Source organism: Vibrio sabulosilitoris (assembly GCF_055391395.1).
This window is the reverse complement of the sequence record NZ_AP029599.1, coordinates 2,130,791-2,151,616: the sequence shown is the minus strand read 5'-3', so window position 1 is coordinate 2,151,616 and position 20,826 is coordinate 2,130,791. Positions and strand designations below refer to the sequence as shown.

Here is a 20,826-nt window from a genome sequence, read left to right as displayed (position 1 = left end):
TTGGTTATTTGGCTGCGCCTTGTGCTGGCAGTGTGGCCACTTGCTCGATAGCTTCAATCACAAGCGGTACGCTGCCCGCCTCTGATTTTTCAAGCTCAAATTGCAGTTGTTTAGCCGCGTTGGTTGGCAGTCGGCCTTCTGTGCCGAAACCCGTGCGCACAAAATCAAGCGTGAAAAATCCTGCGGTTTGCTCAAGCTCGGCCAATGCCAAGTCATAGGCGTTATCGACTTTTGACACGTTCATTTCTTCACGGTCGTCACGTAGAACGCGAATACGTTCAATGGACGCATCTTTAAAGTGAACACGTTTAAGGGTTAGGAATGGCGAACGCTCGGAAAAATCAAACGGCGTGCGGCCTGTTGCGGAGGCAAACCACGTCAAAGAGTACAAACGCGGCATGTAATAACGTGTCGCTTGTGCGGCCGTGGTATGAGCACGGGCGCGAATGATTGGGGCTGCTGTGCCCGCATCTTTGGCTTTTAGCTGGATGTAGAGCATCCAAATCTCACCGCCTAGCGTGACAAGCTCACCCGTGCGAACGCCCGCTTTAGTACGTAGCGAAATATCCGCAAATGGGATGATGTAACGACCTTCTTGCGTGTACTGCTTGCGGTGCTTTTGAAGGTTCACAAGATCTTCGCCCGTTAGGTTGATGATCTCTTTACCGTTGAGCTTGAGCATGACGCGCTCAATGTCTTTCGGATCGCTAATATCCGTGACTAATTCAATATTTTGGTAAGTTGGACCCGACACCAAACGCAAGGTTGCTTGGTTGCCCCATGACACGCCTTCTACTGGATCAAGCTCTTTTGGGCGTGGGTTGAATGGTGTTGTTAGCATTTCCATTAAAACCAACCCTTAGAGCCGTTTACTTGCTCTTTGATTGGCTTTAACGAATCAACGTTGTTGATAAGTGCGAGGATGACGATAGTTACACAGGCGGTAACTAGCATCGGTTTCACTGTTCGAGTAGTGACTTTCATTGTTTACCTGCTTAGTTATGGCGTTATGCCGTTGAAAACAGGACTAATGAAAGCAAGGGATTTAGCTGTTGAGTAGGAGGTAAAACCTAATAGGCTACAACACTAACCTATTAGGTAACGTGGAACTCAAAATTTCATCAAACGTGATTTTACTAAAGTACTGTGCAGATTGATTGCGTCAATGTGCTTAGTATATTCTTCGACGCTGAAGCTCTTAGGTGTATATATAAAGCGACCTGTGTCTGGTTCTTCATACCCGCTATTTTTTTGAGCTTGAAGTCTAGAAAAGAGTGTATTAATCGAGTCCTTGTATATATTAAATTCTTTGAATTCCATATTGGGATCGAATGACACTATAGAGAGATATTTGTTAGCATACTTCAATATGTCTATAGTTATAGACTCGCAATCATGAACTGTTAATTGTTTCTCAAGGTACACTAGATGACTAATGGATAGCTTGTCGTTACCACTACTTAATGACAAAGGAAGGGTTAATGAATCGATAGCCCTATACTGTTTAGTCGCAAGCTCATTAGAAAACGGAGCGTTTTCCTTATCGTTTAGATGTATTGTTAGCGAGTATAAAGCTCTATCAATATCAGACAGAGTATCATGAACAAGTGCCATATTTACTTTGATATCACCTGTTATGATCATGTTTGGGAAAAGCTGTGCATGCGCAATACGGCTATCTACTTCGCGATCAATTGTATTCGCATATTTTTCAAATTCTTCTAGGTGTTTAAAATAGTTAGTGAACCGATTTTGCGCTGTTGTGACATCAAGTTGTTGTTTCGTTTGTTTAAACCGAATATTAATGCTTAATAAACTGTAGGCTGCGAAATATGCAGCCGTAAGTTTGAGCGGAAAGTCGTAGATTGATACAAAATTACTCCATGCCTGCTTACCATAGTGCAGTTCGTAGGCATTTGATTCGTATAACTCATACGTAATTCCAATTACTGACGCCAACAGGAAACCTATCCAGACTATAGTTATCCCAAAGATTTCACGCTCCCAAAAAAGACTTTTACTTTTCAACCTAGACCTCTTCTATACGTACAGCTATGTTAGCTTTTGTTTTGCTTACATATTAACTCCCCTTGTTGGACATTATCAACGCCATTTCCAATGATCAGATACTCAGCAATGCCGTTGTTTTGTGCCGCAGTTTTTAGTGATCTTAGTTTATCGAGGCATGTTCCTCGTAATCTGTGAATGGCGTTTACATCAGTAAGGCTAGATAAACCGCCCACCCACCAAACTGGACTTTGAGTAATGACAGTTTTAGGCACTTCTTGTGTACGTTGAAACGCACTATGGACCACCAACCCAAATTGACGACCACCACGCCATAGCTCTCCTGCACGGCCATTGAGTTTAGTACTCGTTTCAGCGGCGCTGCCTAATTCCTCAATGACAACATGGAGGGGCTTTTTTAATCCATCTCCGACACTCCAGACAATCGCGGCAAACATTTCGAGGTTTTCCATTGTTGCGGGTTTTACCAGGGCACATTTAAAACTGGTGTTTTTTGCTCGTGCTGCCACTAATGCCCGCGCAAATGGTGAGAACTCGGTGAAGCGTTGAACGTTTTGCCCTTTGAATTTCTCATTACAATAGTTTTCGTAGGGATCAAAGAAAACGACTTGAGCGCCACGCGGCACAAGGTTTAACTTTTTTATAGCCGTTGTTTTGCCGCCACCCGTACCCGCCACATAAACAGTATGTAGTGCGGGCAAGGTTTGGTTTGCATTTTTAGGGCTTGGCAATTTAAGCGGCTGCGCTTTCTTCGCCATGTTCACCCCCTTGCGTTTTGGTTTCGTCATTGGCTGCCGCTTGGTTTTTCATGGCTTCTAGTGCGGCGAATTGCTCAAGTTTAAGGCGCTTAATTGTCGCTACGCTTGATATGGTCAGACCGCCCGCCGCCAATAGCAACAGGGCTTCATCTTTGTACTTATCAGCTAGTTCGAGCCATGTACCGCCGTATTTCTGGATGATGGGTTGTGCGGCTTCAATAAACTTGGCTTTCTGAGCTTCGTCATAGTGAAATTCGACACCCGCCATCATAGAGATCGCGCCTTCTGATAGCCCTAGCCCATAATCGAGCATCATTGCAGCAGCGGCGGCCTCCGCTTCACCAATTTGCACGCCTTCGCTTTGTTCGCTGGGTGCTTCACTTTGTGGGGTTTCGCCACGTTCAATGGCATCAATATCATCTAATTGACTAAATGCCGCGTTATGGTCGGTCACTTCGTGGCTTTCGGCTTCAATGCCGTGATTATCAGGCTGTTGCATGGTTTTTTGTCGTTCCCTTGTTGATAAAGATGAGTAGTGCAATAAGAGCGGCGGCGGCCGCTAAATATGGCGTTAAGGTTTCAAGCCTTGTTTTTTCGGCTTTCGGCTTGGTTTCTTGTATGACTTCAACGGTTGGCATTGGCTCGGCTACAACTGGCGGCGCTTTTGGCTTTGAAACCTCGGTTTCATTGGCTTCAACGTCTTTTAGCCCGTCTTTAGTTTCGCTCATATTGGCTTTGATGAACGCTTGAAACTGCTCGCCTTTGCCTTGTTGGAAACCGCAATTCGGACAATTGAAATACAATCGCCCTGTATTACGTTGATTCTTTGGCGGCTCGCCCGTGGTTAATATCTTGTGCTCACCGACTGCATGAACCGTAGACACACAACCGCAATCAGGCATGTGACAATGAATAAAGCCCTTTATCGGGTTTTTGCTCGCCATGACTGCCCCCTAAAGCTCGTTTTTCTGCATTTGGCTTTCAAGCTCAAGCAAGCGTTGGTTGGTTTGCTTCATCCAAACCACAAGCAGACGCAACGGCGCGGTAAACGCTTTTAACATCATATTCCCGCTGGCTTTTTGCACTTCCTTTTCAATTTCTGCCGTGATCACATCGGATTGATTCATTGAGTTTCTTCCTTGACTGTCATTAGTGATTTAGTTGCTAACCAATAAACGCCCGTTTCTGATTTTGATGGTTTGATATTGGTCTACTTTGAATATTCGCCCCTTTATGAGTGGCGAAACATACTCCGTTAACTGCGCACTGCTCCAACCTGTCACCGTTTTGATTTGCTCTCTAATTGCTTGGTTACAGTTATTCTCAGTGCTCCAAGTGGACGCGCTCCGCGCTTTTAAAAGCCCCTCGGCTTTCGCCTTCGGGACTAACTTCAATCCGCACTCGCGTGCGGTTTGAATGACACCACTCAACCACTCGAAACCAATCACGCGTTTGATGGTTTCTTGGTATTGATTCTGCTTTTCTTCATAAGCCAGTTGGACGCCTTGCGCCAACTCGCAAAACAGCGACCATTTAGATGAGTCGGCCGCTTGTCGGATAGCTTCAAGTTTCTGATTAAATTGGGTTTGGCTTGGTTTGGCTTTGCGCATCACACGCCACAATGACACGGACGCGCCACCGAATTGCTGAAACTGACGGATATTAAACAGGCTCGCCCACGCGCGAACACTAAAGGCGCTTTTCTCGGCCTCGGCAAACTCGATCGGCTCGCCGTATTCGTCTTGAGCAAGATAAGCCCCGTTAATGTTCTTTGATACGTATTTCGCAATGTATGCCGTTGCGCCGCCTTTGCTTGGATCGCAATCGACCGCTTTAAAACGTGCCTCGGTATTGTCGCCCAATTCTTCACGGTCGTTTTTACAGGCCACAATTTCGAGCTGCTTTTTCACTTGCTCGGCGTCTTTTGGAGCACAAAACAGAAAGTAATGCGCGTGCGGCGTGGCATCTTTGTGCGGCTCGGCAACACGAAAACCAAAGTATTCAATTTCACGTTTAGCAAGGCGAGCACGGCCACGCGCCCATGTTTTCATTAACTCGGCTTGACCGTCTACAGGGCTTGAGCCGTCCCACTTGTACGAATTACGGTGAAAGCGACTTGGCAACGTCCATGTAATGAATAGCGCGGTGAATCCTTTTTCCTCGGCCAATTCTTCAAAGCCACGGGCACGCACCATCATTTCAATACGGCGGTTTTCGGGGTTCGCGGTACTCGAATTGATCGCATCTTCTAGCGCGATACTTTCGCCGTTCTCCTCATCGAGTAACGCCATGTTTTTAATATATTCCTGCATTTGCCTTTGATTTTCTTTCCACGCATTAAACGCCCCCTTAGATACGTATTTGTGCTGATTTTTCCCTTCGCCCACATAGCCAAGCGCAATTTGGCAATACTCTTTGTATTGCCCGCGTAACTTCATGAGTCGGCGCATGTACCATGAGGGATCAACGAGTTTTAGCGCGGCGCTTTCTAGCTCGGCCTCGGTTGGCGGCAATTTTGCCCCCAAATCAATCGGCGGCTCAATCAGTAGAGCGCGGGCGCGTTTGTTTTGTTCACCCACCACATAACGAATGGTTTCGTGAAAATCGGCAAAGTCGCCTTGATGATGCGTTGTGATTTCTTGCATCAGTTTTAAACCCGCTTCGGCGGCGGCGTTGGATAGGCTTTTCAGGCGAGAAATTGAGATCAGCTTTTCGTGAGTCAGCAGCGCCGACTCACCAAAGAGATCAGGATATTGGTTTTTGATGTGCGCTTGAATTGGGGCGAGTTTCGCGCGCTGCTCATCACGAAAATTCGACACGTTTAACGCCGTGGCATTTTTTCGCAATTGGCGAGCGGTCACGCGCTGTTTTAGCTCCTGCTCGATGGGCGCAATCAAACCATTCATCAACTTAACGCCTCTCGACCGCCGCCAATGTGGGTAAAGAACACTTGAATCGGTGCGCCTTCGCATTGGTGGAGTACCTTTATGCGATTGATTAGCACCGTGGCATAGTTCGCCCCGTCAGTAAGTCGGATTCGGTCGCCTTTCTTTTGGTGTAAGTCATTCAGTAGCTCGGAGACGATCGCACCTTCTATCACGCCTCTTAGGTAGGCGGCTGGTACGCTGATTTTGAATTGGCTTGCCATATCGCTATCACTCCCCAATCATTGCGCCGCGTGCGTCTAACTCAATCAGCTGATCAAGAAAAGAGTTTGCGCCCTGCGCGGGCGCACTCCCTTGCTTGCGGAACTGTTGAAATTCTTCATACACGACATTCGGGACGGTCGTGACTATATCGCCGTTGAGTACCACGGCGGCACGGTCGCTGTTTTCCATTAACAAAACGCGATCAAAATGTATTGTGCAAACGTACCCTTGCGGGCAAAACACGTTTAAAAGTAGGTATTTACCCTCTAATGCTTGCTCAATTTCAAACTTAATCATGCTGCACCCCCTTTGACGCGAGCGAAACGCGCGGGGATGTATTGAGAAGAAGGCTGTTTTGATTTGATCTGACGCACACGTTTTAGGCAACGTGCCACCCATTCACGGGATTTTTGGGTAAGCTCTGGATTTGGGTTTGCACACCCCGCCATATCGGGGCATGGCAAATGAATTGGGCTTAATACCTTGTTTTTGCTCGTTACTTCCATGTTTCGTGACCTCCGCAAGTCTTAAAAACGTTACGGAAACGAACATATACAAATATTTATACACGTACAACGTAGCCTTACTATGTACAAAAGCGGATTTGAGGGGCTAAAATTGACGAATGTTAGGAAATTCAGTTAGGGAAGCTATGAACTTTACAAACGTTCTATTAGACAGAGTGAAAACCCGCTTTGCGCTTACCTCTGACTACCAATTGGCAAAGCATTTGAACGTTTCGCGAGCTCGTGTTTCTAATTGGCGCAACGAGCGCAATCCTATGGATTGGGATATAGTGTTTGAAATTGCAGATATGCTGGAATTGGACGATCAATTTGTCGTGCAAAATTTGCTAACAGAGAAGTATAAAAACCCCCGCCTTATCAATGCTTTACGTGTAACGGAAGCAATTTAACATTTCATTTACCACATTATACATAATGCGCACTAGAGGTGTAAGAGCTATTTAGTAATGTCCGGTTTGAGCCAGATTTAAAATGTCCTCGTATTAAGTCTTCGATGTTCGTTGCTGAGGACCCAAACCGATGTTAATTCCTGTGACCAAAACCTAAATCGATTTAAAGTACTGCAATATGTCCATGACCGTAGTCTTCGTCAAGTTGACGCTGCAGAGATCCTCAACATTACTCCACGACAAGTTCGGCGGTTACTTGTTCAACTAAGCCTTCATGGTGCACAAAGCTTTGCTCATGCTGCACGCGGTCGACCAAGTCACCGTCGTTGTGCGGATGACTTTCGGATACATGTTTTGGAGATAGTTCGAGCCCAGTATGCTGACTTTTCTCCGACCTTTACCTCGAAAAACTCATCGAGCAACACAACTTGACGGTCTCCAAAGAAACACTCCGGCAATGGATGATTGCCGAGGGAGTTTGGGTGCCACACGCGAAAAGAAAACCTCGAATCTATCAACATCGCTACCGTCGAATTTGTTTTGGTGAACTGATCCAACCATGGCTGGCTTTCATGATCTCGCGACTGTTACCTAAGTTGTGTAAAGTCCTTTACAACATAGTAACCCAAGTAGTTCTTGTTAACGGTTAAAAGAACCAGATCACCTTCTTGGGAACTCTCCCATGTTTTATGGTCTGCGCTTAGGTAAGTTACTCCATACTCATCATGCTCAACGGACACTGAGTATCTGAGGCCGCCTTTACCTCCATTAACTCGCTTATCTGTAATTACAGCAGATACTTCATGGCTATCTCCAACAGATGTATAGAGACATAGGATGCCCATGATCAGCACTGAACAAGAAACGGTTAAAATACACGCCCATCCGAAAGGTTTCTTTTCTATCGGTGTGTCAAATCTAGACCCTGCATATAAGTCTTTATTATTTAGGTGTTTTTTTGCCAAAATCCTCGAGGCTTCCATGGCTAGCCCTATGAGAGCCGTCAGTCCTATCAGTTCCCAAGGATGAAAAACTCTTCTATCAAGCTCGAAAGTTATCAGAACCGCAGCAGTCAATAAGCTGATTTGAAGCAAGTTTTTTAGCATAGCTAGCCACTATTTAGCCTTATATAAACGGGCATGATGCCATGATTGAACGATAAGACAAGCACTCTAGGCGTGAAAGTTATCAACATCATCCGCCGGTGTATGCTAGAAAATGGTGAGACACGACCACTCATCGATCGTGCGACTCGATACAAATGGGTTCGCACGTGGGAAGTCGCGCAATAAACAATCGTACTTATTAGGCGCTAACTATTATCGGTGGCCAATCATGTCTCTCTGTTGGCTGCTGATACTCACCCTCCCCGCTCACCTATTCTATAAACTCGATAATTCAATACGTGATTAAGAGTAACGAACAATAATCCATCAAACGAGTCGCCAACTCTTGCACAATAGTTACTAACACGTATATTGCGCACAACTTTTCCAACACACATGCATTAAATTCATGACAGCTTTAAGATTATTGGGACTCGGTATTGTTCTTATTCTTTTGTCAGCCTTTGGCATCCAACACACCAAATCAATGGACTCACACGGAATAGAGACACAGGCGACTGTGACTGGGTTTGAGGTTTATATGGAGAAAAGAGGCTTGAGTAGGCATTCCAAAGAGCGTCACGAGAGCCAAACCCATCAATACATGACCTACACGTGGGTAAGTGAGAAAGGCACTGAGCATAAAGGCAGAGAGAAAGTCAGAATTGGCTGGGAGCCACCACAAAATGGACGAATAGATATCATTTATGTGGATGATCCAAATCATTCCTCACCAAAAGTGGATGTCATTTTTAGAAAACGTAACCCCCACCGTTCTCAGTTTTTATTTGTGGCTTATGTTGTGATGGGGCTTATTGGTACGGGACTTATCCTAGCCTCAATATACGGGTTGTGCTCCTCCATCCGAAAGGTCATTATGAGAATAGGTGTCCTTATCAAACGTTGAGCTTATAACGCGAAACTAACACCAGTACCCCGCGCCCTGCACAAATTTGCAAAATGCGACTATCTAGCACGCAGTTTGCAAATCAATTACCAAATTGCAATGCAACTTCTGACATATCAAGTGGCTTTTTTAGGTAAGGTATTGAAAAATAGTTACCTTCTATCGTTGGCACGCGTAATGCAAAGTAATAAACGACTCTGGCTCAGGCGAGAGTCACCTAGCCAACTGACATTTAGCGAACTTAGATAGTTCCATCTGTATACAGCCAATCGCTCGTTGTGATTGGTTTTTTTTTAGAAAATCGGATGAACCGTACCATCTCCATCATTCTCTTGGTACTTGTCAACGAAGTGAATGACTGTTCCCTTGTTGAGCATGACGTAAAGCTGATTGTCTAAGTAAACCCCAACAACATAATGATTTTTCGGAATGCGGTAGCTTGGTATCTCCGCCCTTTCATCCTCGCAAATCACCGTAATATTGATCAACTTGACGCGTTGCAGACCAACCAGGTTTCCCGCTTCGATAAAGCCACCAAAGGGCGCACGGAATGTACTGCCACTGCGCAGGTAGGCCTCGATCATGCCATCATTGTTGTGGTTGTTCCCTACAGGGCCATTGGCGTTGATCCTATCAACTCGATAGGAGGCCGCTACTTGAATAGCTCGATACATAAGGAAACCTCGATATACTGTTTAAATATACAGTATATCGATAAAGCGTGACCTGTCGAGACGAATGCACCGCCTATCGCTTGAAAATGCATCACTTGGAAATGACCTACAGGACGCTACGCGCAATCTTTTTGCATGGAGTGCATTCGATGTCTCGCCAATCACAACGCTTGTGATTGGCTTGATTAATGGTGTGTTTACGAGGAGGAAACAAGAGAGGGCGTAAAAATGTGGCTGACAGACTTGAGTGGCAAATGTAGGCCCATTTACACATTATTCAGTGAGGAGCTTACTTAAATCCTCTTTAAGCGTATTGACCTTCTGCGCTGCTTTTTCACTACGAGAAGCTTCTGAGAGCAGATATTCAATCGCATCGGATAAGGTACAGCCAAGTTCATTGGCGCGGTACGAGAGTTTCTCCCACACGCGGTAATCGAGATCGATCGATTTTTTACGCGTATGAAGCTGCTCTGCATTGTAGTGACGTTTGCGTTTGGCACGAATGGCCTGTTTGAGTTTGACATCCAGATCCGGCGACATGTGCTCTTCAATCCATTCAAGCACAAGGGTTGGAATAGACTCCATTTCACGCAACTGGTCTACCGCGGCTTTCTGCTCGCTGGTATCAATATGACGAGTGATGTTGATGCCGTCCTTCCACTTCTTGATCAGGTACTGCCACTTCCATCCACATTCAAGGTTTTCTAATTGTTGGTATTTCATTCGTCATTCCCCAAGTTGCATGGGTGACAGCGTAACCCAAAATGGTAAGTAAGTGAATCATCAGTGATAAAAACAGCGACCAGGATCAATTTCTCTGGTGCAATATAGAAAGCTTACATTATGCCCAAGCGAATGTTGCCAGATAATGAATCAGGCGCGCATCTTTATGAAGATACGGGTATAATTGCGCCCTTCACTCTGAAATACACCGCTGACTGGACCGTATGAATCAACAAACATGGCAGGCTGTCTGCCCGCAATATGACCAATATCAACCGAGTATCGAGCGCTTTGATAGCCTTGCTCCCTGCTCTTTTATGGCGCTGCAAGACCGATTTACACAGGCATTGGCTACATTCACGTCGCCATCAGCGGTACGTCAGGAAGCTGGAGTGTCGCGCATGTTACTGGTTAACGCACCAGACAATCCGATCTATTTCGGTGAGATAGTGGCCCAGATCAAGCAAACCTCGACTCAAAGCGTGATGGCTGGTGACAGCTTGGATGGCTTTGATGTGTTTGGTAGCTATCGCATTTCAGAATCTGGTGATGTTATTGAGCAACCTGGTCTGGTTGATCAGCTGGGCAGCGGTGTACTGGTGTTGAGCGCCAACTTCCTATTAGCCAATCCGCCCTTATGGTTGACGGTGAAAGCCCTAGTGCTGGGTCAAGCGATCTCACCGCTTTGTTCAGACCGCCGCTTTGGCAAGTCTCCAGCGCCAAAGAAGCAATTTGATATCAAGGTGGTGATTGTGGGCGATCGGACCCAATTTGCTGAGCTCGAATACCTTGATGATGAAATTCATTCCGGGTTAGCGCTATTTAGTGAACTAGAGCTAGAAGTGGGACTCAATCCAGAGTCTGCCGAACGCTATTTTGGCTTTGTTAAGGGGCTACTAGAGCAATACCAGCTGCCGACGCTGTCCAGCTCTGCTATCCACCGACTGATGATAGCCGGTGCTCGAGAGACCGAAGATCAGCGCTATATGCCACTGGGTTTGCTCTGGCATATGTCTCTGCTTGAGGAAGCAGCGCAGCAAAGCAACGGTGAAATCATTACTGATGATGATATCGAGCAGGTACTTCAGCAGCGTCTCTACCGCGAGTCATACCTGCCTGACCGTGCTTTGTCGGATATTCGTGATGGACAAGTGATCATCGAGACCGAGGGTGAACAGATTGGTCAGGTCAATGGTCTGACGGTGATTGACGTACCAGGACACCCACGCTCGTACGGTGAGCCAGCGCGTATTTCTTGTGTTATCCACTTTGGTGATGGCGACATCTCCGATGTCGAGCGTAAAGCCGACCTTGGGGGCAATCTGCACGCCAAAGGGATGATGATTATGCAGGCGTTTGTCAGCAGCGCTTTGCAGCTCGACGAGCCGCTACCCTATTCTGCCTCGTTAGTGTTTGAGCAATCTTATTGTGAGGTCGATGGCGATAGTGCCTCACTGGCTGAGTTGTGCTGTTTTGTCAGCGCATTATCGGAAAGCCCAATCAACCAACAGATCGCCGTGACAGGTGCGGTTGATCAATTTGGCCGAGTTCAAGCCGTTGGTGGCTTAAACGAAAAAATCGAGGGGTTTTATCACGTTTGTCAGCATCAAGGCTTAACTGGTCATCAAGGTGTCATCTTGCCCAAGTCTAATCTTAAACATCTCGCACTCAATCGAGACGTGGTAGAGAGTATCCGCAAGGGCGAGTTCCATATTTGGTCTGTTTCTAGTGTCGATGAAGCGGTGCCTATCCTAATGAACACCCCATTTCGCAGTGATAAACCTGAACAAGAAGAGGCAGAAACCGAAACGGTACTTGGCAAAATTGCTGAAAGAATTCAAGCTTTTGACCGCCACGCTCACCCTGAAACTTGGTTAGACCGCATCAAGAGTTGGTTTTAGGCCTCAACCTCACAGTTTTACACTGGTCGGGGTTGTTTAGCTTACACGTGTTCTCTAAGATGCTGCTAACATCATATGGAGTAGTACAATGCAGAACAAAAAAGAATCCTACAATCGTGAAGAACTGTTAGCGTCAAGCCAAGGCGAACTGTTCGGTCCTGGTTATCCTCAATTGCCAGCGCCTAACATGCTAATGATGGATCGCGTTACCAAAATGTCGGAAACGGAAGGCGACTTTGGTAAAGGTCTTATTCTTGCGGAGTTGGATATCACCCCTGACCTGTGGTTCTTTGATTGCCACTTCCCAGGTGACCCTGTTATGCCGGGTTGTCTAGGTTTGGATGCGATGTGGCAACTGGTAGGATTTTTCCTTGGCTGGGTTGGCGGTAAAGGCAAAGGCCGCGCCCTTGGTGTGGGTGAAGTGAAGTTTACCGGTCAAATTCTGCCAACGGCGAAAAAAGTCACTTACGAGATCCATATGAAGCGTGTGGTTAATCGTAGATTGGTAATGGGTCTTGCTGATGGCCGTGTACTTGTTGATGGCAAAGAGATCTACTTAGCAAAAGATCTTAAAGTAGGCTTGTTCCAGGACACATCTGCATTCTAATTGGCGCTCAATCATTGATTTCCTGAGAAAATCGTCAGCCAGCTACACCCCAAAAAGACAATCAAGTAGCCCTTTTCTCATTAGGAAAAACACCAAGGCCCCTTTTCAGGGGCCTTGATTCTCTCAATTCGGTTAATCTTCGTTTCTTGTTACTAGTACCAATCGTTACTAGTGTCGGTCGTTATTTGTATAAGCCTGCGTTCTTATCATCCCTGGCGTCTCGCCATCCACCTAGCCAATACGATTTCGCTTCCATTTGTGTATATGGACATTCTTCCGAAGAGCGTCCATTCAACCCTGCCTTGTACCCTTGTGAATGTGCTCTTTCGTTGCGATCTCGTTTCTGTCTCTTCATTGTGTCGTCCTCTAAAACGTATAAGTTGTTCACGTTGAGATGACAACCAAAGGTCTGTGAGTGTCTTTCATACCCTGGCATTGGCTATTAATCGCAGCTGAGTCACGACAGCTTGCTCACACCTGCCAAGTGAAATGACCTCCCTTTGGCATTGGCATCAACTTTGATGAAGTTTTTGTGACTGCCTTATAACCATCGTACAAAAAACGCTCAGACACAAGGTATAAAAAAAGCACGCACTCAATAATGTGAGCGCGTGCTCTGTTCAGAAAAAAACTTTATCGGCGACGCAAACCAAACGCACCTAATGCAGCTAGGAATAGCCAACCAAAGCCAGCACCCTGACGCTCAACCGGAGGATCGTTTAACTCACGCGGAGTGATTGTTGGGATCTCATCTTCAGCGCTTAGCTGATTTGGTACCAGTCTAACCGCAACAACTTTCTCTTCACCTTGACGGTTATCACAGTAAGCATTGTGCGCCGTATCATCATAACCACCCTCACAGAAGATAGCCGTGGCAGCAATCACGCCCGCGTCGTTGATGTCACTTGCACTGATGATGCGATACTGGTTGTTGAACCCATTTGCATCGCCATCATTGGTAAGATCATCTAACAACCAGGCCTTTTGACGATAGAGATCTTCACGTGGGCTATCTAGATCAGGGACAGTGAAGATAAACCCGCGACGACGACGAGGCTGACCATCGTTCTCACGCAAGCGCGAGGCATCGATTTCACCCACTATCTCATTGTGTCTGTTAATTGCACCTAGGTCAGCACCCATACCAGAAAAGAACAGGCCTTGGTCATACGATTGCAAGTACTTGGCTGTTGGACTGTCGGTAATATCTAATACCACGAACGGACGATTGGCAGCAGCACCGTTTTCTGGACGGCTACCACGCAGCTTAGACTCACCAATCGCGACACCGTTTCGGTTGACTGAGACCAGTTGAGTGTTACTGTTCACTCGCTCATCTTTGCTGTTCTCAATTCGAGCGCCCGACACGCCACTTTTGTTCTCGAAGCCCTCTTCACCCAGCTTGAAAATCGACGCCTCTAGGTAATTTTCGCTACTATCATAAGTGTTGTAGCCAACGGCATAGATATCATCACCGACCTGGGTGATATCTCTAATACTTCCCTGTGCCAAGCGCTCACCATCTTTAGGCTTATTACTTGGCCAATTAATTGCCGTGTACTCGAAAGTCTCACCACCATCGATTGAGCTCCAAACCGTTGCCTTTGATGTGGTGTGATTGCCATTTGTATTGGACACTATCTGCGAGCTACTTCCAACCACATGCACGGTAAGGCCGTCTTCGCTAACCCATGTTGCCCAAGCTCGATGATCCACAACACCATCATCAAGACTAGCCTCAAGCTCATAAGGAGTAACGGCAACAATACTTCTGCTCGATGCCGATACACTACTTGGTGCACTGGTACCTTGCATACCGACAGGGTTGCCTTGAGAGTCGAGACGAGTAATCACATTGTTGTGATCCTTATTCTCATACTCGATCTCTTCGCCCTCAACAAAGGCATATAGGTTCGGCACGCCGTTAAGCTCGTTATTCCAGGCAGACCAGTATTCTCTTGACCAGCTTTCGTCACACGTCGCGTACAGCAGCTCACGATAACAATAGCTTCTAAAGTCACGGCGCTCTTCAATGTAACCGAACGAAGCATCCATCCCAAACGGCACTTCATCTTTTAAACTAAAGCCATCCACCGTATTGCGCACTTCACCACCAAGAAGGTAGCCAGCACAGGCTTGCTTCTCATCGGCAGTCAGCGCTGGATCGAAGCAACCAAGCTCACTTTCAATACTTGAAGGCTGAATTGCTATACCGTGTGACTCAACAAAACTAATGTTGGCCACTTCACTCGGTACCTCAACAGGTACCACTTGATACATAGGTGCTGCATTGACTGCAAAGGCTGAAAGTAGCGCACTTGTCACCACGCTCAGCTTAAAATTCTTACTACTCATTCAATTAACTATCCTGTTGCATTGCTTCGAGCTCATCCCAGCGTTCGAAGGCAATTTCCAGCTCTTGTTCAAGTTCCGCGAGCTTATCTAAAACCGGTTGAGTCACATCGACTCCTTGAGTGAAAAACTCTGGGCTGTTCACTTGCTCTTGCATCTGTTCGATGTCCGTCTCAAGCTGTTCAAGCTTTTCAGGCAATGCCTCTAACTCTCGCTGCAGTTTATAAGATAACTTCTTACCCTTACCTTTATTTACTGCGGTTTTGGGAGTTGGGTCAACCACCTTTTCGGCTTTTGCTGCCTTTTCCATCACACCGCGGCTTTCCATTACCTGAGCGCGCTGTTGCTGCGCGTCATGATAACCACCCACGAATTCTTCGATGATGCCATTGCCTTCAAAAATCCAGCTTGAGGTGACCGTGTTATCAACAAACTGACGATCGTGGCTCACCAAGAGCAAGGTACCCTGATAATTGGCAAGCAAATCCTCTAAAAGTTCCAATGTTTCAATATCAAGATCGTTGGTTGGCTCATCGAGGATCAGCAAGTTGTTCGATTTTAGGAAGATACGCGCAAGCAAAAGACGGTTTTTCTCACCACCAGACAATGCTTTGACTGGCGTGCGGGCGCGCTTTGGTGAGAATAAGAAGTCTTGCAGATAGCTCAATGCGTGACGCTGACGACCACCCACCATTACTTCTTGCTTACCATCGGCAAGATTATCAATCACTGTTTTCTCAGGGTCGAGGATTTCACGGTATTGGTCAAAATACGCAACCTCTAGCTTGGTACCACAGTGTAGGTTACCGCGTAACGGCTCTAGGGTTCCCAGTAACAGCTTAAGCAGCGTACTTTTACCACAGCCGTTCGGCCCAATCAGGGCAATGCGATCGCCCCGCATGATGTTAAAGCTGAAGTCTTTAACGATCGTCTTACCGTCGATCTCATAGCCAAGGTTCTGCGCCTCAAACACAATCTTGCCTGAGCGCGCCGCATCATCGATACGAATATTGGCCTTGCCTTGTACATCACGACGGTCCTTACGCTCTTCACGCAGCGCTTTCAGCGCGCGCACTCGCCCTTCATTACGGGTACGACGCGCCTTGATGCCTTGGCGAATCCATACCTCTTCTTGGGCCAGCTTCTTATCAAATTCCGCATTTTGCATCTCTTCAACACGCAGCATCTCCTCTTTTTCTACCAGGTAGTTTTCATAATCACCTGGGAAAGAGCTCAGAGCACCGCGGTCGAGGTCAACAATGCGCGTTGCCATCGATTTGATAAACGCACGGTCGTGCGAGATAAAGATGATTGAGCCACGAAAATCTTTAAGGAAGTTCTCTAGCCACTCAATCGTGGTGACATCTAAGTGGTTGGTTGGCTCATCAAGCAGCAATACATCAGGATCACGCACCAGGGCACGTGCCAAGGCCGCTTTGCGCTGCCAACCACCCGACAAATCGGTCAGCTTGGTATGGCCATCCAGTTTGAGCGCGCCAAGTACGTTCTTGATGCGATCCTCAAAGCGCCAAGCGCCAGAGTGCTCAAGCTGCTCTTGGGTGTTAGCAAGACGTTTGATATTCGACTCAGTCGGCTCCTTGGCGACAAGATCCAGAAGATCTTGGTAGATCTTCAACTGCTCGCCCACTTCTGCCAAACCTTTGGCAACGTAATCGTAAACGGTACCCTGCTCATTACGAGGTGGATCTTGCTCTAGGCGTGAAACGACGACATCTTGAGTAATTTGCAGCTTACCATCGTCGAGATAAACATCACCATTGAGTACCTTCATTAAGGTTGATTTGCCGGCACCGTTGCGCCCTACCAGACAAACACGCTCATTTTCTTGCAGTGCAAAGTCAACATGATCTAACAGAGGGTGGTCGCCGAAACCTAGCAAACCATTATGAATTGTGAGTAATGCCATTAGCTGATAACCAGTTGCTTAAACCAGACGCATCAAACGGCCAGTTTAATTCATTATTATTGAAGTTAAGCACAGGAATGGTGACGCCGTAACGAGAAAATAGCTGATCATCGAAGGCGATATCGACAATGTCGACCTTATTGGCTACACCAACCTGTTGTAAAAGAGAGAAGGCTTGCTCACAAAGGTGGCAGCCTTCTGTACTGAATAATGTAATCTTCATCCTTGAACTTACCTGTTACTTATTCTGAGGGTCTATACGTCCTTCAGCCTCTATTTGTATTTTAGTGACTTACCTATGCGTGAGTCACGATCCAGCAATTGTGGATGTGTTTATTGCGCGCAAAATCCATTGGCAAGGTTTTATGTGAGATATTCTGGGCAGTTAAGCCAAGCTCAGCTAACGCTTCCATATCCATTTTGAAGTGGCGCTTGTTGTTGGAGAACACAATGGTGCCCTGCTCATCAAGCAAACGCTTAAGGTTTTTCATAAGTTGAATATGGTCGCGCTGCACATCAAACGTTTGCTCCATGCGCTTTGAGTTAGAAAATGTGGGCGGATCGATAAAGATCAGGTCGTATTTGTCGCTCGCTTGCTCAAGCCACTGCAGACAATCTGCCTGTACATACTGATGCTGGCGGCCAACCTGACCGTTCAGTGCCATGTTATCGCGTGCCCACTGCAGATAGGTCTTCGACATATCGACCGTGGTGGTCGAGGTTGCACCGCCACAGGCGGCGTGTACAGTGGCCGAGCCCGTATAGGCGAATAGGTTGAGGAATTTCTTGCCCTGCGCCATCTGGCCTAACTGGCGACGAGTGATCTTATGATCAAGGAACAGACCTGTGTCGAGATAGTCTTGCAGATTAACAATCAGCTTCACGCCATACTCGTTAACGTGCATGGTATCGGACTGCTGCGAAAGCTTCTCATACTGAGAGCTGCCTTTCTGCTTTGTACGGACTTTAAGAATGACCTTATTGGCATCCGTCCCTGTCACGTCAATCGCTGCGCGAATGATATCGGTCAGACGACGCTTGGCCTTCTCTTCAGGTATGTTTTTTGGCGCGGCGTATTCTTGGATCACCAAGTGATCGAGGTAGACATCAATCGCAACATTGTATTCCGGCAGGTCGGCATCATAAATACGGTAGCAATCGAGTTGCTCACGCTTGGCCCATTTACCAATTTTTGCCATGTTCTTCTTCAGACGATTGGCAAAATCTGGTGCAATCGAAGACGCTTGTTGAGTCCCTTCCGCTTGATTGGCCTCGCTCGCGTTTTGAGCGCGTGCTGTGATCGAGTAGTTCTTTTGGTGACACGGTAACGCACCATTGTTCAGTTTGAACTGCTTATCGGCACGCATGCGCAGACAGCTCAACAGATCATCAGAGCTTGAGAAAATCGACGCGGTGCAGCCACCAAACTCAGCCTTTAGCTGAGCGCCAAAGGCTGTGTAAAGCGCAATCAAACCCGGATGAGTGCCCAGACGCTCACCATAAGGTGGGTTAGACACTATCGTACCCTGTTCGAAGTTGGCTGGGCACTTAACCAATGCAGCATCACCCTGGGCAAACTCAATAAGAGAATCAACACCAGCGCGGCGCGCATTATCGCGAGCAGTTTTTAGCACGCGAGGGTCGTTATCAAACCCGTAGAAACGCGCGCTTACTTTCTTAATCCCACGTCTCGCTTGCACGGATGCCTCAGATTTGATCTCAGCCCACAGCTGCGCATCAAAGTCCTCGAGTGCTTCAAAACTCCAGTATTTGCGCATCACACCCGGTGCCATGTTGGCAGCCATCATCGCTGCTTCAATCAGCAAGGTGCCCGAACCACACATAGGGTCAAGCAGTGGTTTATCAAATTGCCAGCCACTGCGCTGAACAATGGCACTTGCCAGCGTCTCACGCAAAGGCGCGCGACCCGACTCTGGACGGTAGCCGCGCTGATGTAAGCCGCCACCGACCATATCAATACCTAGAATGGCATTATCCCGATGCAAACGCACATGAATGCGCAGGTCTGGCTGCTCTTTACTGATAGAGGGGCGAGCGAGGTTCTTCTTTTCAAATGAATCAACAATCGCATCTTTTACCTTCATAGCGCCGTACTGGCTGTTGCGGATCTCACGGTTAGTACCATTAAAGTCCACCACTATCTTCTTCGAGCCATGGAAATGGTTTGCCCAATTGATGGCGTTCACCGAAAGGTAAAGATCCATATCGTCCTGACAGCGGAACTCAGAAAGTACTCGAACAAAGCGCGATGCGAAACGGCTCCAAAGGCAGCAGCGATAGACCTGCTCGAGGCTGGCTTTAAATTTAACGCCAGCCTGAACCGGTTTCGGGTTTTCGATGCCCAGTTTAGCCAACTCGTCAACGAGAAGATTTTCAAGACCGTTTGATGTGACTGCGAGGTATTGATGCATAAGAGATTCTTAACAGGAAAATTTGTCAGATTATAACTGACAATGGTCACGATTGATAAATTTACTGGCACATTTGTGTTTACTTGCCTACCAAACAAGCAAATCCCCCACCCAGCACGGCCCGCAGCCTAACTCTAATGACCAATAAACGTAAGAAAATCACTCCAAATTCTTGTCACTAGCGATTGCGGAAAAGCAGCTTAAATCATGCTTGCTAACGCAAACAGAATTTCCATTACCAGCAAAATACTGGTTGCAAAGCCCAGTAAGTGCATACATATTCACTGCATTATTGGTATATACCAGAGGGCGTTAGTGATGGTAATTTAACTACAAATAGCACTAAAAACGGGAATAAATAGGCTTGAGAGCAAATGGAATTAGGTAGGATCAAAGGGTAAGAAGAATAAAAAACGTGACCTTGGTGTAGAAAATTTCCCCTACAACGAGGATGAATAATCGCCACTTATAGAAAGCTAGGCAGCAAATAGGCTGCTTTTTAAGCAAAAATGTTCACCTCGGAATGAGCGCGAACCTGCAAAAAAGAACATTATCGAGATATTCCCACGACCAATTCTAGCCGAGCGCCTCTACCCGAACGCCTCTCGACTCTTCCCTGGCAGGGAGCAAAAAAAAAGCCGGCTCAAGGCCGGCGGGAAATATAACAGGAAAGAAAACGTCTAATTGAAAGGAGTATCACTAGCGATTTTAAACCGCCATTGCCACGCTGGGTGTATCCATGATCTCATGCATTGTAGGGCCAATCCGGTCGTGCATGACCTTAATCGGCTCGCCAAAGGCCAGTTGCTTACTATCACTCAGAGTGAAGCCATCTAGCTCGACAGGTGCGATGAGACACACCGCGTCAGCGACCTCAAGGATAATGAATACCCCCTCGCCAAACTCGTTACTCAACTTGACTAGGTTCCCCTCGTGCAGACGACAATTAGAGCCCTGTCCTGCATGGAAGAACCAGCTCTTGGGTTGAACTGGCTTATGAAATCGCCTTGCCGCGACACAGTACAGCGCTAGCTCAGCTTGACGTGGCTCGGATAAGTCAAGATGAGTTAAGGATTCTTTGAACGTTTGATAGGCACTGGCATCATCGACACAAAAGTTATTGGTTCCAATTGCGTACTCCACCAGCAGTTTGCGTGATAAGTTGGTTTTGAACACTATGTTGTCACCTACATCGAGCATCAGGTGATTTTCCATATCATCAAAATACCACGTCCAATTGTCTCTCGGTTTAAGCATGTGTCCCACTCTCTCATCGCTCCAAGTTTTCAAAGTCACATGTGCTCTAAGTCGCATTTACTCAAGGTCAAATGTGTTCAAGGTCACAT

23 protein-coding genes are annotated in these 20,826 nt (G+C 46.9%); 4 read left to right on the top strand and 19 right to left on the bottom strand.

The window, feature by feature from the left end; all coding sequences use genetic code 11:
* Window positions 1-4 precede the first annotated feature (4 nt).
* From ACZ5R2_RS10115 to ACZ5R2_RS10070, 10 genes are all read right to left on the bottom strand, one after another.
* Window positions 5-847, bottom strand: a complete 843-nt coding sequence (locus ACZ5R2_RS10115; RefSeq protein WP_464902131.1) for a major capsid protein P2 — start codon at window positions 845-847, stop codon at window positions 5-7.
* Window positions 847-984 carry a hypothetical protein gene (locus tag ACZ5R2_RS10110; RefSeq protein WP_464902130.1) on the bottom strand — a complete coding sequence of 46 codons (138 nt, stop codon included), beginning with the start codon at window positions 982-984 and terminating at the stop codon, window positions 847-849. Before ACZ5R2_RS10110 ends, ACZ5R2_RS10115 begins: the two co-directional genes overlap by 1 nt.
* 126 nt (window positions 985-1,110) lie before the next feature.
* Window positions 1,111-2,028 (bottom strand): hypothetical protein, encoded by a 918-nt coding sequence (locus ACZ5R2_RS10105; protein WP_464902129.1) that lies wholly within the window; start codon window positions 2,026-2,028, stop codon window positions 1,111-1,113.
* Between the two features lie 29 nt (window positions 2,029-2,057).
* Window positions 2,058-2,786, bottom strand: coding sequence for a hypothetical protein (locus ACZ5R2_RS10100; RefSeq protein ID WP_464902128.1), 729 nt, complete (start codon window positions 2,784-2,786; stop codon window positions 2,058-2,060).
* On the bottom strand, window positions 2,761-3,285 hold the full coding sequence (locus ACZ5R2_RS10095) for a hypothetical protein (protein ID WP_464902127.1): 525 nt from the start codon (window positions 3,283-3,285) through the stop codon (window positions 2,761-2,763). Before ACZ5R2_RS10095 ends, ACZ5R2_RS10100 begins: the two co-directional genes overlap by 26 nt.
* Window positions 3,272-3,730, bottom strand: coding sequence for a hypothetical protein (locus ACZ5R2_RS10090; RefSeq protein ID WP_464902126.1), 459 nt, complete (start codon window positions 3,728-3,730; stop codon window positions 3,272-3,274). The genes ACZ5R2_RS10095 and ACZ5R2_RS10090 overlap by 14 nt, the downstream gene beginning before the upstream one ends.
* Before the next feature lie 9 nt (window positions 3,731-3,739).
* Window positions 3,740-3,913, bottom strand: coding sequence for a hypothetical protein (locus ACZ5R2_RS10085; protein WP_464902125.1), 174 nt, complete (start codon window positions 3,911-3,913; stop codon window positions 3,740-3,742).
* 30 nt (window positions 3,914-3,943) lie between these two features.
* Window positions 3,944-5,692 carry a replication endonuclease gene (locus ACZ5R2_RS10080; RefSeq protein ID WP_464902124.1) on the bottom strand — a complete coding sequence of 583 codons (1,749 nt, stop codon included), beginning with the start codon at window positions 5,690-5,692 and terminating at the stop codon, window positions 3,944-3,946.
* Entirely contained in the window at window positions 5,692-5,934 is a 243-nt protein-coding gene (locus ACZ5R2_RS10075) for a hypothetical protein (protein WP_464902123.1), read from the bottom strand. Before ACZ5R2_RS10075 ends, ACZ5R2_RS10080 begins: the two co-directional genes overlap by 1 nt.
* Window positions 5,935-5,941: 7 nt before the next feature.
* Window positions 5,942-6,232: a hypothetical protein gene (locus tag ACZ5R2_RS10070; RefSeq protein WP_464902122.1), complete on the bottom strand. Its 291-nt coding sequence runs from the start codon at window positions 6,230-6,232 to the stop codon at window positions 5,942-5,944.
* A 355-nt stretch (window positions 6,233-6,587) separates the two neighbouring features.
* Here ACZ5R2_RS10070 and ACZ5R2_RS10065 point away from each other — a divergent pair, with 355 nt between their 5' ends.
* Complete coding sequence (locus tag ACZ5R2_RS10065) at window positions 6,588-6,851, top strand: helix-turn-helix domain-containing protein (protein WP_464902121.1); 264 nt, start codon at window positions 6,588-6,590, stop codon at window positions 6,849-6,851.
* A 587-nt stretch (window positions 6,852-7,438) separates the two neighbouring features.
* On the opposite strand, the gene ACZ5R2_RS10060 is transcribed toward ACZ5R2_RS10065, so the two are convergent.
* The gene (locus tag ACZ5R2_RS10060; RefSeq protein ID WP_464902120.1) at window positions 7,439-7,957 is read right to left on the bottom strand and encodes a hypothetical protein; all 519 of its coding nucleotides are present in this window, start codon (window positions 7,955-7,957) and stop codon (window positions 7,439-7,441) included.
* Window positions 7,958-8,366: 409 nt separating this feature from the next.
* Between ACZ5R2_RS10060 and ACZ5R2_RS10055 the strand changes: the two genes are divergently transcribed.
* Entirely contained in the window at window positions 8,367-8,864 is a 498-nt protein-coding gene (locus ACZ5R2_RS10055; protein WP_464902119.1) for a hypothetical protein, read from the top strand.
* A gap of 293 nt (window positions 8,865-9,157) precedes the next feature.
* Here the strand turns inward: ACZ5R2_RS10055 and ACZ5R2_RS10050 are convergent, their stop codons facing one another.
* Together ACZ5R2_RS10050 and matP are read right to left on the bottom strand one after the other, a co-directional pair.
* Window positions 9,158-9,538 (bottom strand): hypothetical protein, encoded by a 381-nt coding sequence (locus ACZ5R2_RS10050; RefSeq protein ID WP_464902118.1) that lies wholly within the window; start codon window positions 9,536-9,538, stop codon window positions 9,158-9,160.
* Between the two features lie 273 nt (window positions 9,539-9,811).
* Window positions 9,812-10,261 (bottom strand): macrodomain Ter protein MatP, encoded by a 450-nt coding sequence (gene matP, locus ACZ5R2_RS10045; RefSeq protein WP_464902117.1) that lies wholly within the window; start codon window positions 10,259-10,261, stop codon window positions 9,812-9,814.
* A gap of 224 nt (window positions 10,262-10,485) precedes the next feature.
* Here matP and ACZ5R2_RS10040 point away from each other — a divergent pair, with 224 nt between their 5' ends.
* Entirely contained in the window at window positions 10,486-12,162 is a 1,677-nt protein-coding gene (locus ACZ5R2_RS10040; protein ID WP_464902116.1) for a S16 family serine protease, read from the top strand.
* An 88-nt stretch (window positions 12,163-12,250) separates the two neighbouring features.
* Entirely contained in the window at window positions 12,251-12,769 is a 519-nt protein-coding gene (gene fabA / locus ACZ5R2_RS10035; RefSeq protein WP_464902115.1) for a bifunctional 3-hydroxydecanoyl-ACP dehydratase/trans-2-decenoyl-ACP isomerase, read from the top strand.
* Between the two features lie 181 nt (window positions 12,770-12,950).
* Here fabA and rmf read toward each other — a convergent pair whose 3' ends face one another.
* From rmf to ACZ5R2_RS10005, 6 genes are all read right to left on the bottom strand, one after another.
* Window positions 12,951-13,124: a ribosome modulation factor gene (gene rmf / locus ACZ5R2_RS10030; protein ID WP_438459360.1), complete on the bottom strand. Its 174-nt coding sequence runs from the start codon at window positions 13,122-13,124 to the stop codon at window positions 12,951-12,953.
* Between the two features lie 278 nt (window positions 13,125-13,402).
* Entirely contained in the window at window positions 13,403-15,124 is a 1,722-nt protein-coding gene (locus tag ACZ5R2_RS10025; RefSeq protein ID WP_464902114.1) for a DUF3466 family protein, read from the bottom strand.
* 4 nt (window positions 15,125-15,128) lie between these two features.
* Entirely contained in the window at window positions 15,129-17,048 is a 1,920-nt protein-coding gene (locus ACZ5R2_RS10020) for an ABC transporter ATP-binding protein (protein WP_464902113.1), read from the bottom strand.
* Complete coding sequence (locus tag ACZ5R2_RS10015) at window positions 17,026-17,271, bottom strand: glutaredoxin family protein (protein ID WP_464902112.1); 246 nt, start codon at window positions 17,269-17,271, stop codon at window positions 17,026-17,028. The genes ACZ5R2_RS10020 and ACZ5R2_RS10015 overlap by 23 nt, the downstream gene beginning before the upstream one ends.
* A gap of 73 nt (window positions 17,272-17,344) precedes the next feature.
* A complete protein-coding gene (rlmKL, locus tag ACZ5R2_RS10010) occupies window positions 17,345-19,480 on the bottom strand; it encodes a bifunctional 23S rRNA (guanine(2069)-N(7))-methyltransferase RlmK/23S rRNA (guanine(2445)-N(2))-methyltransferase RlmL (protein WP_464902111.1) in 2,136 nt (711 codons plus the stop codon).
* Window positions 19,481-20,188: 708 nt separating this feature from the next.
* Complete coding sequence (locus ACZ5R2_RS10005) at window positions 20,189-20,737, bottom strand: cell division protein ZapC (RefSeq protein ID WP_464902110.1); 549 nt, start codon at window positions 20,735-20,737, stop codon at window positions 20,189-20,191.
* Between the last annotated feature and the right edge of the window lie 89 nt (window positions 20,738-20,826).

Coding starts and splice junctions, on each gene's coding strand:
- ACZ5R2_RS10050 (WP_464902118.1), bottom strand. CDS start 9,538: ATGTATCGAGCTATTCAAGTAGCGGCCTCCTATCGAGTTGATAGGATC.
- ACZ5R2_RS10070 (WP_464902122.1), bottom strand. CDS start 6,232: ATGATTAAGTTTGAAATTGAGCAAGCATTAGAGGGTAAATACCTACTT.
- ACZ5R2_RS10060 (WP_464902120.1), bottom strand. CDS start 7,957: ATGCTAAAAAACTTGCTTCAAATCAGCTTATTGACTGCTGCGGTTCTG.
- ACZ5R2_RS10085 (WP_464902125.1), bottom strand. CDS start 3,913: ATGAATCAATCCGATGTGATCACGGCAGAAATTGAAAAGGAAGTGCAA.
- ACZ5R2_RS10075 (WP_464902123.1), bottom strand. CDS start 5,934: ATGGCAAGCCAATTCAAAATCAGCGTACCAGCCGCCTACCTAAGAGGC.
- ACZ5R2_RS10065 (WP_464902121.1), top strand. CDS start 6,588: ATGAACTTTACAAACGTTCTATTAGACAGAGTGAAAACCCGCTTTGCG.
- rlmKL (WP_464902111.1), bottom strand. CDS start 19,480: ATGCATCAATACCTCGCAGTCACATCAAACGGTCTTGAAAATCTTCTC.
- ACZ5R2_RS10090 (WP_464902126.1), bottom strand. CDS start 3,730: ATGGCGAGCAAAAACCCGATAAAGGGCTTTATTCATTGTCACATGCCT.
- matP (WP_464902117.1), bottom strand. CDS start 10,261: ATGAAATACCAACAATTAGAAAACCTTGAATGTGGATGGAAGTGGCAG.
- ACZ5R2_RS10095 (WP_464902127.1), bottom strand. CDS start 3,285: ATGCAACAGCCTGATAATCACGGCATTGAAGCCGAAAGCCACGAAGTG.
- ACZ5R2_RS10015 (WP_464902112.1), bottom strand. CDS start 17,271: ATGAAGATTACATTATTCAGTACAGAAGGCTGCCACCTTTGTGAGCAA.
- ACZ5R2_RS10080 (WP_464902124.1), bottom strand. CDS start 5,692: ATGAATGGTTTGATTGCGCCCATCGAGCAGGAGCTAAAACAGCGCGTG.
- ACZ5R2_RS10055 (WP_464902119.1), top strand. CDS start 8,367: ATGACAGCTTTAAGATTATTGGGACTCGGTATTGTTCTTATTCTTTTG.
- rmf (WP_438459360.1), bottom strand. CDS start 13,124: ATGAAGAGACAGAAACGAGATCGCAACGAAAGAGCACATTCACAAGGG.
- ACZ5R2_RS10115 (WP_464902131.1), bottom strand. CDS start 847: ATGGAAATGCTAACAACACCATTCAACCCACGCCCAAAAGAGCTTGAT.
- ACZ5R2_RS10110 (WP_464902130.1), bottom strand. CDS start 984: ATGAAAGTCACTACTCGAACAGTGAAACCGATGCTAGTTACCGCCTGT.
- ACZ5R2_RS10020 (WP_464902113.1), bottom strand. CDS start 17,048: ATGGCATTACTCACAATTCATAATGGTTTGCTAGGTTTCGGCGACCAC.
- ACZ5R2_RS10040 (WP_464902116.1), top strand. CDS start 10,486: ATGAATCAACAAACATGGCAGGCTGTCTGCCCGCAATATGACCAATAT.
- ACZ5R2_RS10005 (WP_464902110.1), bottom strand. CDS start 20,737: ATGCTTAAACCGAGAGACAATTGGACGTGGTATTTTGATGATATGGAA.
- fabA (WP_464902115.1), top strand. CDS start 12,251: ATGCAGAACAAAAAAGAATCCTACAATCGTGAAGAACTGTTAGCGTCA.
- ACZ5R2_RS10025 (WP_464902114.1), bottom strand. CDS start 15,124: ATGAGTAGTAAGAATTTTAAGCTGAGCGTGGTGACAAGTGCGCTACTT.
- ACZ5R2_RS10100 (WP_464902128.1), bottom strand. CDS start 2,786: ATGGCGAAGAAAGCGCAGCCGCTTAAATTGCCAAGCCCTAAAAATGCA.